This window comes from Acidisphaera sp. S103 (assembly GCF_009765975.1).
GTDB lineage: Bacteria > Pseudomonadota > Alphaproteobacteria > Acetobacterales > Acetobacteraceae > Rhodopila.
Window position 1 is genome coordinate 162,489 of sequence record NZ_LMUJ01000079.1, and the last position, 9,652, is coordinate 172,140.

Here is a 9,652-nt window from a genome sequence, read left to right on the forward strand (position 1 = left end):
CACCAGATGAGGCTCTACATGAAGTTCCGACAGACAGACTCACCGACCGTGGCCGCGGCGAAGACATCGTTCAGCCCGGCCACCGCGTATCGCTTCGAGCACGATCACAGGCTGCCATCGGACAATCAGCAGATCCGCGGCCGCCGCCGCCCGGACCCGCTGGCCGACTTCTTCGAGGCCGAGATCGTGCCGATGCTGAAGGCGGCCCCGGAGCTGCGCGCGGTCGCGATTTTCGAGGAGATGCAAAGGCGCCACCCTGCGTTGTCTGGCGGCGTCCGGCGCACCCTGGAGCGCCGCATCCGTTCATGGCGTGCTCTGTATGGTGCAGATCAGGAGGTGATCTTCCGCCAGGTACACGAACCCGGCCGGATGGGCTTGTCGGATTTCACCGATATGGCCGACCTCGGCGTTACCATCGCCGGTGAACCGCTCGATCACCGGCTCTATCATTTCCGGCTGGTCTACTCGGGCTTCGAGCATGCTCACGTCCTCCTCGGCGGCGAAAGCTATGTGGCGCTCGCCGAGGGGCTGCAAAACGCGTTGTGGGCCCTCGGCGGTGCGCCGCTCGAGCATCGCAGCGACAGCCTCTCGGCCGCGTTCCGCAACCTGGATACCGATGCGCGCGAGGACCTGACCCGGCGCTATGACGCGCTGTGCGCCCATTACGGGATGCAGCCGACGCGCAACAATCGCGGGATCGCGCATGAGAACGGCTCGGTCGAAAGTTCCCACGGTCATCTCAAGAAAGCCGTCGGCGACGCGCTGCTGATGCGCGGTGTCAACGACTTCGACGGCCTCGCCAGTTATCGCCGCTTCATCGACGAGATCGTCAGCCGCAAGAACGCCCGATCCACCAAGCGTATTGAGGCCGAACGGCCCGCGCTCCAGCCACTGCCCGGGCAGCGGACCTGCGATCATGAGGAGACGATCGTCACCGTCACCTCCTCCGGCGGCTTCATCCTCAAGAAGGTGTTCTACACGGTGCCGTCACGGCTAATCGGTCACCGGTTGCGGGCCCGACTGTATGATGACCGCCTCGATCTGTTCATCGGCGGCACACCTCTGATGACCCTGGTCCGCGGTCGGGCCGATGCCGCGGGCAAGCGCGCGCATGTCGTGGATTATCGCCATGTGATCCATGCTTTGCGGCGCAAACCAATGGCGCTGCTGGGTCTTGTCTACCGCGACCAGCTCTTCCCGCGCGACGCCTACCGGCAGACCTTCGACCGGCTGCTCGAACGGCTGCCGGAAAAATCCGCCTGCCGTCTGATGGTCAACCTGCTGGCTCTGGCGCATGAGCGCGGCTGTGAGGCCGACCTTGCCACGCTGCTCGCCGCCGATCTCGCGGCAGGCCAATTGCCCGACCTGGCGGCCTTGCGCGAACGCTTCGCACCCGATCCGGCGGCACTGCCCGCGGTCACTGTCCTTCTCACCCCGCTAATCGCCTACGAGGCGCTGGTCGGCAACGACAATCATATCGGAGCGGCGGCATGAGCCAGACCATCGACGCTGCCCGGCTGACGCTGCTGCTCAACGACCTCCGGCTGCCCGCGATCAAGCAAGGCTGGGCCGCCTTTGCCGAGCGGGCGGACAAGGAAGGCTGGCCCGCGGCTCGCTTCCTCGCCGCGCTCACCGAACACGAGATTGCTGAACGCGATCGCCGTCGCATCGAGCGCCATCTCGTCGAAGCCCGGCTGCTGCCGGGCAAGACCCTCGACGCCTTCGAGTTCGAAGCGGTGCCGATGGTCTCCAAGGCGCATGTGATGGCGATCTGCGCCGGTGACAGTTGGATCGACAAGGGCGCCAACTTGATCCTGATCGGCGGACCCGGCGGCGGCAAGACGCACCTGGCGTCAGCGATTGGCCTGGCACTGGTCGAAAACGGCTGGCGCGTGTTGTTCGCCCGCACCTCCGACCTTGTACAGAAACTCCAGGTCGCGCGCCGCGAACTTGGCCTTGAGTCCGCCATCAGCCGGCTCGACCGCTTCCACCTGCTGATCCTTGATGACCTCGCCTATGTCAGCAAGGATCAGGCTGAGACCTCGGTTCTGTTCGAGCTGATCAGCGCGCGTTACGAACGCCGCTCCACCCTCATCACCGCCAACCAGCCGTTCGGCGCGTGGGGCAAGGTTTTCCCAGATCCCGCGATGACGCTGGCCGCCGTGGATCGGTTGGTCCATCACGCAACGATTTTCGAAATCAACGTCGACAGCTACAGGCGGCGGGCGGCGCTTGAGCGCAAACAGAAAGGTCCCGGGCGGCCGCCCAATCACGCGACGACCAAGGACACGGTTGGTTTGTCGCTCCGCGACAATCAAAACAAAACTTAGTTCTTGTCAGCGACAATCAGACCGAACATCATGAACTCGTTGCGGTCATCAATTCTCATCCTGATTGACGCATTTTCTCACCCAGATTGTCGCGCTACACAACGTCTATCCAAAACCCATGTATCAATGCACGGGCGAGGAGATATTGCGGGAACTGCTGCAACATCTCGGTCTGAAGAAAGGGGAGCCGAAAACGGAAGAGATCGTACGCACGTCGATCTGCATTCCCACCAACATGCCCTACGTGAACAACATCTGGCTGCGCCGCAAGCGTGGCGACAGACCCCCCGTGGTTCCGGAGGGGGTGACCAACCTGGGTCTCCTCGGTCAGTACGTTGAGCTTGAACGGGAGATCGCGTTCACCTTTGAATACTCCACACGCACGGCCTGGGAAGCGATCTATCGTATGCTCAAGCGCGGTCCCGCCCCTCCGGATGTCTATCAGGGCCAGTACGATCCGAAGGGCGTGTGGGCGGCTACGAAAGTGCTTCTGGGTCTGACGAAGACCTAGGAGGAGAGGCTCGTGCGCGGCTGGGTACCGATGGACAATCTGGCCGCGGCCCTGCCGGACCACGCACAACGCGGTGCGGTACTGGGCTGGCCCGCGGCCGATGAAGCCCAACGGCGGCGGCCGGGGCGCTGACCCGTCGTAGAAAATCGGCTATTTGACCTCGGCGATCAAGGCATTGCCGATCATGACCTCTGGCATCCCCTTGGTGAATTCGAGAACGTTGTTCCGCACCCAGTTTGCCGATACTTCATTGGATGCAACCGCTGCGTCCACGCTATCGAACATGCTGATGGTTATCAGCACGTCTGGTCCGCCATTGAGCAAATAGTAGCTCTGGAACCCCGGCATTTGTCGGATCAGCGGCACGAAACTCTCTTGTACGCGGCGGGCAAGTTCCTCTGCTGAACCGCGTCTCACGCTGTACTTTCTGATGCTGGTGAACATGTTCCTACCTTCACGATCAGCACTCGTAGGGATGCACAATAGCACACTCGACGTTCGCGCAGTGAGGGCGTGAATCCGGGGCTGACACCCTACCCCGCTCGACCCGCCAACCGGCCGCGACCCAATCCTTGAAGCCGCCGAGGCGAATTGTCTAGCCGCCGCAGGGCGGGTAGTCGGCCTCCAGAGGGACCGGATACCGCCGAAATTGCTATAGCTCCGCGAGCTGCTGCTGCCGACGCTTGTCACTGATGGTTCGCATGTTTAGCAGTTCGCGCCTCACCTCGGCATTCTCGTCGTCCGTAGCTGGGTGCCGCGAACCATCCGGCGCGAGCCAGTAGCAGGTTTCTGCCTCGGCATTGATGATTTTCTTCCAGTCTTTTGGTCGGTTCATCATGGGTCTACCTCTTGAAGCAGGGAAATGATGAAGCCGTGGTTCGAGCAGGCCCAAGCAACGGCTTCAAACAGCATACGGCAAAAATCAGCTTGGCGCGATCAAGCCCACGGGATGCCGGGCGACGGATTCATCCTTCGCCTCGATGCAGTTATTTCAGTGCCGAGCATAGACAGGGCCATCAGTTGCCCGCCAAGCACCTGCTGGCGCCAAATGCAGCGCGCCCTGCTCCTGATAGCGTGCTTGCGGGCAATTTCCGTCACGCAGCCTTCCTATGCGGATTTTGGCAGTCTCCCGGCATGAACGCAATTTGATCGAACCATCCCATGGCTCTCTACGTTTGCGGGGACATGCCAACCCTCATGTCTGCCCTGAACGAGCTTGAATCTCGGCTTGGTCTGATCCAGCCCGAAGAGGCGCCGGTTGTGGCGTCGATCTCACCGACGGAACTGGCGTTGCTGGCGTCGCCGTCATTCATCTATTTTGATGACGTGACGGCACCGGCTGGCGGGTTCGCAAAGGTGTATGCATTCGGCGACAGCCTGTCCGACGCGGGAAACGACTACGTTGCGACACTCGGGCAGGTTCCCTCCGCCCCCTACAGCGATGGCCGCTTCAGCAACGGCAATGTGTGGGTCCAGGACCTGGCTCAGAACCTGGGGCTGCCGCCGTTGCGGCCGAGCCTGGAGGGCGGGACGGATTATGCGTATGGCGGGGCGCAGACGGGGACAACCTCTGTGCATCCACAGACCCCCCTCGACCTGCCGTCGCAACTCGCGCAGTTCGATTTGAACAGGCCAAATCCCTCGCCCAACGCGCTGTATACGGTCTGGGCTGGATCGAACGATGTGATGGCTATCGCCAACTCGACCGAGACTGCCGCACAGCAGGTTGCCACCGTGCAGCAGAGCGTCAACAACGAAGTCCAGTTCATCGGCGGCCTGGTCGCGCATGGGGCGAAGGATCTCGTGGTGATGGGTGTGCCGGATCTTGGGGTGACGCCTGATGAGCGTGCGAGCCCGGCCAGCGATGCGGCGTCCAGCGCACTGGCACAGGACTACAATGCCGATCTGGGTACGGCATTGCGGCAGATCGTCGCATCCGGCGGAGCATCGATCGATTACGTGAACACCTATGCTCTGCTGGATGCCGCGGTTGCGAATCCAGCGGCGTATGGGTTCAGCAACGTCACGCAACCGGTGTGGACTGGTGGCCCAGCGCCGGGATCGGGTGGCTCGCTGAATGCGGCAGGAGCTGCCCAGAATGGCTATCTGTTCTTTGACGATCTGCACCCCACCGCCGCGGGGCATGCATTGCTCGCCGCGGCGGTGACAAGCTCGCTGACCGGCACCGCTTAACGTTACCAGCCAGACCAACCGCCCGAACCGGCCCCGCCAATCGACGGTGAGGTTCCCGCTTCAGTTTGGGCTGTTACCTAGCTCCGGCGAAGCGTGTGCAAGACCACCTCAGGGGCGCAGTTGAAGCGCGCCTCGACGACGCTGGTGCCAATGCCCCGCGAGGTGTAGCCCGCCATTCCCCCTATACGCCACGGACCGGCTGCAAGCCGTCGAGGATGTTTCGAACTGGTCATGACAGGCAGCCCGCCAGGCAGGCAGATCTGGCCACCATGCGTATGGCCGCACAGCATAAGTTCGATTTCACCGTCAGCCGCACGCTCGTATCCATCGGTGCTGTGCGACAGGAGAACCACCACGTCGTCGTCGGGAATGCCCTGCACCGCCGCCGCGAGATCATCCATGCGGTAGTAATGGGGATCGTCGACGCCGGCGATCCAGATCCTATCGTTACCGCGGACGATTGGCGCATTCTCGTTCATCAGCATGTTGATACCAGCGCGCTCCAGCCCCCGTATCAGCAGCGCGGTATCGTGATTCCCCAGAACGCCGAAAGTCGGCTGCCGAATGGCCGACATCAACGCAACAACGAGTTCTTCGGACCGGGCATGGGGGCCGTAGACCTTTCCCCGGAAGTCGCCGGTGAAGACACAGACGTCGTATTCGAGCTGCGCGAGCACCCCAGGAAGAGCCGCCATCACGCCCTCGCTGATGTCGGCGTGCAGGTCAGCCAGATGCAGAATGGTGAAGCCGTCGAATATCGCCGGAAGGTTGGCTAGAAACACCTCGTTTTTGACGACCCGGATGGCGCGGGCATTGCGCTGGCCCCACCGCATCGTGCCGGTCATACGAAGGGCCAACGGAACCGCGAGATCGAGCACATAATACAGCGAGGTCAGTTGCCGGAGCCACGGTCGACTGCGGCGTGCTTCCAGAAGTCCTTCCTTCTGGAGCCTCGTCAGAGCGTACAGAGGGCCGAGCCTGCCCTTGAGCCACGTCAGTGGATCACTGTCTTGGGCCAATTGTTCCAGTTCCGGCAAGTTCAGAGTGCCCACCATACCCCTAGGTCGCTACATAAAGCCATGAATCAGTGCGGGCACGAAGGCAAGTATGTCGGATAGGGATCTCCTGCCTAGGATGGAATATAGCTGCCTAGGGCTTCCCTACCCTCTCTTGACAGATACAACCTTTTATCCAACGCTGAACTTCGATGTACTTCGCTCTTAGCACTGCTGATCGACGCCGACGCTGTGAAGATCGCGGCGGCTTTGTCATGTTCGGCGAGAGTCATGGGTCAGGCTTTCTGACCTAAGTTCAGCTTTCTTCTGGAACATGTTTCAGCCCTCGCAACAACCGTTGCGGGGGCTTTTCGTTTGGAGAGACCGACAATGAACATGGACAATGACTGGACTCAGGCCGCCCTGCCCGTGCAGAGACAGCTCGACGCCTATAATGCACGCGACATCGACACTTTCATGGCGTGGTGGGCTGAAGATTGCGAATATTACGAGTTCCCCAACTGCCTTTTGGCGCGCGGCGCGGCCGAGATTCGCGAACGTCACGTCGCCCGGTTCCAGGAGCCGAACCTACACGGGCGGCTAATTCGGCGCATCGCTGTTGCCAACCTGGTGGTCGATCAGGAGACGGTGACGCGCACTTACCCGAACGGACCCGGCGAGGTGGACGTGGTTGCCATCTACGAGGTCGAAGAAGGTAAGATCGCGAAGGCTTGGTTCAAGATGGGGACACCCAGGCTCACGGGTGGGTCAGGCCCGGCATGAGCGGCATTACTGAACTCGCCACGCTGCTGGCAGCCATCGCGCCGGAGCTGCATGAGGCCGAAATGGTTTTTTGCTCATTTGCGACGGCCGAGGTGAAAGACGAGCTGCTCCTGTCCGCGGCTGGATTCTTCAAAGAACGCGAAGGGATCACGCTGATCGTAGCAAGGGCGGATGCAGAGCGGCATGGCGTATCATTTGGCACCGTCATGAAGGTCATCACCCTTACAGTGCATTCCGACCTCGAAGCGGTTGGGCTAACGGCTGCCGTTACCGGCAGGCTCGCACGACATGGGATCAGCGCGAACGTTGTGGCCGCCTATTACCACGATCACGTTTTCGTCCCTGTGCCAGACGCCGAGCGGGCGCTCCGGGTCCTTCAGGCTCTGCAAGAGGAAGCATTGGAGGGCCGCTGCGACCTTGCCGGTTTTGCCAATCATGTCGGCGGATAGGAGGCGAGAACAAACGATGAGCCTGAAAGGAAGCTGCCTGTGCGGGGCCGTGCGCTATGAGGTGGACCGGCTCGACATGCCGATCGTCCATTGCCATTGCAACACCTGCCGCAAGGCCCACGCCAGTGCCTTCGCGACCACCGCAAGGGTGTTGCGAGAGCATTTCCGATGGACCACGGGCGAGAGTGGCCTTCGTGCGTTCGAATCCTCACCCGGCAAAATGCGCTGGTTTTGTTCGGCATGTGGAACGCATCTCATAGCCAAGCGGCCCGTCCAGGCACACATCATCCTGCGCGTGGCGACTCTGGATGACGATCCAGGTGTGAGACCGGCAATGCACATCTGGACGTCGCACGACGCGGCATGGCTAACGGACACTGACAATACGCCTTACTATCCCGAGTGGCCACGAGGCCGCGGCGGAGTTCAATCTGACGAAAGACCAAATACGGGTGGCGAGGCATGATATCGACAGGACGCAATTTTGGCAGCGACAACGTTACCCCAGCTTCGTCGGAGGTGATCGATGCCATTGCCGTGGCGAACTGCGGCTCTCTGAATTCCTATGGTGACGATCCGCACACTAAACGGTTGACCAAACTGGCTTCAGAGCGCTTCGAGACTTAGAGATCATCCGGAAACAGGCGAATGGTTGACGTTCCGTTTGTGCGGGACCCTGTGGTTCAATGGCCGCAGACCCCCTACAGGCTTTCGTGGCTACATTGTCTACACTATATGTCGCGTCACATCGGCGTTGTCGTTTAACCCTTCGGAACCCTCTTGCAACCGTCATGGCGGGCGAAGGGTCGCCATCCACGCCTGTGTTCGCACGTAAGACGGCGTGGATGCCGATCTGCATCGGCATGACGGATGTACCCATCGAGGGTCAACAATAACGCCGGTGGTTGGTAATAAGGGCGGCTGCCGGAGCGCTACACCACCCAAGGCGTCGGCACAAAAAACCGCCCGCCCACCGTCTTGAGTGCGTTGTTCTCGCTGACCATGGCGGTCCGCCGCAGCGCTTGCAGCAGCGCACCCGCCGCCGTCTGCCGCCAGAACCAGGTGTCCACCTGCCGCGCCGACGGGGCCGAACCGGCGGCCTGTGCCACTTCCCCATACAGCGCCTTGATGTCGTCGCACAGGAACCGCACCGCCAACGCTGTCGTATCCAGTTGAGGCACTTTCGGCAGGCCGCCGGCCAGAACGGCCTCAGCGAAGGCTGGCCACGTGTCGGGGGTCTGGAAGCTCAACCCCACCGACGTGCGGCCGAAGCGCACCTGCGCCGCCTGCCATTGCGGCAGCAGCGCGGTCAGTTCACCAGCGAAATCGCCCGCCGAGGTCGTTGTGGGAGCCACCCAATCGCGGTTGTCCGGCCAGCCGGGCGGATCATCGGGGAAATCCTCCAGGATGACCGGGCCATCAGTTCGCTGCAGTAATGCCAAAGCCGCGCGGATGATGCGTAGCTGAAACACCGGATCGCCCGGCTCACCCACCGGGCGCCCGAGCATGGCGGAAGTCCACAGGGCGCGGGGCGGACGGGTCTTCTCCGCCTGGACCCGCACGGACGCAATCGCCACCGTCGAGAAACCGCGTTCTTCCAGTTTATGGGCCAGCGCGCACACGGCGCGCGTGCAAAGCGGTCAGACAGGGGTCAGCAGGACGGAATCGATCCGTTCCTGCTTCAGTTGCCCGGCGATCTGATCGACCGCCGCCTCCATCGCGGCCGGGTCGGTGGATCCCATGACCGTATAGTGCGTGTCCGCAACGCCGCCGATCTCACCCGTTGCCACGAGGTCGCGTAGCCGGTCGATCGGAAACACAACGTTGATATCGCGCTGCCAGCCCGCTCGGTCGAAATTGATGGAAACGTGGCTGAGCAGAAGGTCGTTCGGCGCGATGTCAGCCGGGAGGAAGCGGACTTCGCCGGAGCCGAACGGGAATGGCTGGTCGCCGCGCTTGATAAGTGCGGCGCTGGTCAGGATGGCAATACGGCGTTCGGACAACGGCGGGCCGGAAACAAAGGGCGTTGTCTCAAACGCGGGGCACGGCAGGTTCAGCACCGCGTCGCGGGTCGGCTGGGGGATGTCTTCGGGACGTGCCATAGGAAAACCATGACACACAGATCGGTGTGGCACAAGGGCCATCGCTGGCTGCCACAGGGCAATCGCTTGAAGGGGTGTGGGATTCCGGCGCGGTCTGAAATACGATTTTTAGGGAGCCTCGTACCATGAGGTTTCCATGTCCGAACCCGGTTCACCGTGCTTTCTGACCCATTTCGCGGTGTTGCGGGATCCACGCCAGGCGACGAAGGTGCTGTATCCGCTGGATGAAATCCTGTTGCTGATGCTCTGCGCCACGATCGCCGGCGCCGACGATTTCGTCGAGATCGGC

Annotated in this window: 13 protein-coding genes; 8 read left to right on the forward strand and 5 right to left on the reverse strand. The window is 61.8% G+C overall.

The features are described from left to right. The 3 genes from istA to GSQ89_RS27205 form a co-directional block, all read left to right on the forward strand. The coding region (istA, locus tag GSQ89_RS27195) for an IS21 family transposase (protein WP_254073389.1) at window positions 1-1,494 on the forward strand (1,494 nt) is incomplete at its 5' end. Continuing rightward, on the forward strand, window positions 1,491-2,330 hold the full coding sequence (gene istB, locus GSQ89_RS27200) for an IS21-like element helper ATPase IstB (RefSeq protein ID WP_158931169.1): 840 nt from the start codon (window positions 1,491-1,493) through the stop codon (window positions 2,328-2,330). The genes istA and istB, both read left to right, overlap by 4 nt. 118 nt (window positions 2,331-2,448) lie before the next feature. Next, entirely contained in the window at window positions 2,449-2,841 is a 393-nt protein-coding gene (locus GSQ89_RS27205) for an oleate hydratase (protein ID WP_256367350.1), read from the forward strand. A 150-nt stretch (window positions 2,842-2,991) separates the two neighbouring features. Here the strand turns inward: GSQ89_RS27205 and GSQ89_RS27210 are convergent, their stop codons facing one another. Together GSQ89_RS27210 and GSQ89_RS27215 are read right to left on the reverse strand one after the other, a co-directional pair. Then, window positions 2,992-3,285 carry an antibiotic biosynthesis monooxygenase family protein gene (locus GSQ89_RS27210; RefSeq protein ID WP_158931173.1) on the reverse strand — a complete coding sequence of 98 codons (294 nt, stop codon included), beginning with the start codon at window positions 3,283-3,285 and terminating at the stop codon, window positions 2,992-2,994. Between the two features lie 208 nt (window positions 3,286-3,493). Next, window positions 3,494-3,679, reverse strand: a complete 186-nt coding sequence (locus GSQ89_RS27215; protein WP_158931175.1) for a hypothetical protein — start codon at window positions 3,677-3,679, stop codon at window positions 3,494-3,496. Between the two features lie 359 nt (window positions 3,680-4,038). Here GSQ89_RS27215 and GSQ89_RS27220 point away from each other — a divergent pair, with 359 nt between their 5' ends. Next, complete coding sequence (locus tag GSQ89_RS27220; protein WP_158931177.1) at window positions 4,039-5,034, forward strand: SGNH/GDSL hydrolase family protein; 996 nt, start codon at window positions 4,039-4,041, stop codon at window positions 5,032-5,034. Window positions 5,035-5,111: 77 nt separating this feature from the next. On the opposite strand, the gene GSQ89_RS27225 is transcribed toward GSQ89_RS27220, so the two are convergent. Next, window positions 5,112-6,071 (reverse strand): metallophosphoesterase, encoded by a 960-nt coding sequence (locus tag GSQ89_RS27225; protein WP_158931179.1) that lies wholly within the window; start codon window positions 6,069-6,071, stop codon window positions 5,112-5,114. A 348-nt stretch (window positions 6,072-6,419) separates the two neighbouring features. Between GSQ89_RS27225 and GSQ89_RS27230 the strand changes: the two genes are divergently transcribed. From GSQ89_RS27230 to GSQ89_RS40275, 3 genes are all read left to right on the forward strand, one after another. Further along, window positions 6,420-6,812, forward strand: coding sequence for a nuclear transport factor 2 family protein (locus GSQ89_RS27230; protein ID WP_216856423.1), 393 nt, complete (start codon window positions 6,420-6,422; stop codon window positions 6,810-6,812). Further along, window positions 6,809-7,261 carry an ACT domain-containing protein gene (locus GSQ89_RS27235; protein ID WP_158931181.1) on the forward strand — a complete coding sequence of 151 codons (453 nt, stop codon included), beginning with the start codon at window positions 6,809-6,811 and terminating at the stop codon, window positions 7,259-7,261. The genes GSQ89_RS27230 and GSQ89_RS27235 overlap by 4 nt, the downstream gene beginning before the upstream one ends. A gap of 76 nt (window positions 7,262-7,337) precedes the next feature. Beyond that, window positions 7,338-7,727, forward strand: a complete 390-nt coding sequence (locus GSQ89_RS40275) for a GFA family protein (RefSeq protein ID WP_371734295.1) — start codon at window positions 7,338-7,340, stop codon at window positions 7,725-7,727. Between the two features lie 466 nt (window positions 7,728-8,193). Here GSQ89_RS40275 and GSQ89_RS27245 read toward each other — a convergent pair whose 3' ends face one another. Together GSQ89_RS27245 and GSQ89_RS27250 are read right to left on the reverse strand one after the other, a co-directional pair. Next, window positions 8,194-8,883, reverse strand: a complete 690-nt coding sequence (locus GSQ89_RS27245; protein ID WP_158931185.1) for a hypothetical protein — start codon at window positions 8,881-8,883, stop codon at window positions 8,194-8,196. A gap of 18 nt (window positions 8,884-8,901) precedes the next feature. Next, a complete protein-coding gene (locus GSQ89_RS27250; protein ID WP_158931187.1) occupies window positions 8,902-9,363 on the reverse strand; it encodes a glycine/sarcosine/betaine reductase selenoprotein B family protein in 462 nt (153 codons plus the stop codon). Between the two features lie 136 nt (window positions 9,364-9,499). Between GSQ89_RS27250 and GSQ89_RS27255 the strand changes: the two genes are divergently transcribed. After that, a partial coding sequence (locus GSQ89_RS27255) for a transposase family protein (RefSeq protein WP_174254935.1) occupies window positions 9,500-9,652 on the forward strand: 153 nt, incomplete at its 3' end.

Coding starts and splice junctions, on each gene's coding strand:
- GSQ89_RS27250 (WP_158931187.1), bottom strand. CDS start 9,363: ATGGCACGTCCCGAAGACATCCCCCAGCCGACCCGCGACGCGGTGCTG.
- GSQ89_RS27230 (WP_216856423.1), top strand. CDS start 6,420: ATGAACATGGACAATGACTGGACTCAGGCCGCCCTGCCCGTGCAGAGA.
- GSQ89_RS40275 (WP_371734295.1), top strand. CDS start 7,338: ATGCCGATCGTCCATTGCCATTGCAACACCTGCCGCAAGGCCCACGCC.
- GSQ89_RS27205 (WP_256367350.1), top strand. CDS start 2,449: ATGTATCAATGCACGGGCGAGGAGATATTGCGGGAACTGCTGCAACAT.
- GSQ89_RS27220 (WP_158931177.1), top strand. CDS start 4,039: ATGTCTGCCCTGAACGAGCTTGAATCTCGGCTTGGTCTGATCCAGCCC.
- istB (WP_158931169.1), top strand. CDS start 1,491: ATGAGCCAGACCATCGACGCTGCCCGGCTGACGCTGCTGCTCAACGAC.
- GSQ89_RS27235 (WP_158931181.1), top strand. CDS start 6,809: ATGAGCGGCATTACTGAACTCGCCACGCTGCTGGCAGCCATCGCGCCG.
- GSQ89_RS27215 (WP_158931175.1), bottom strand. CDS start 3,679: ATGATGAACCGACCAAAAGACTGGAAGAAAATCATCAATGCCGAGGCA.
- GSQ89_RS27210 (WP_158931173.1), bottom strand. CDS start 3,285: ATGTTCACCAGCATCAGAAAGTACAGCGTGAGACGCGGTTCAGCAGAG.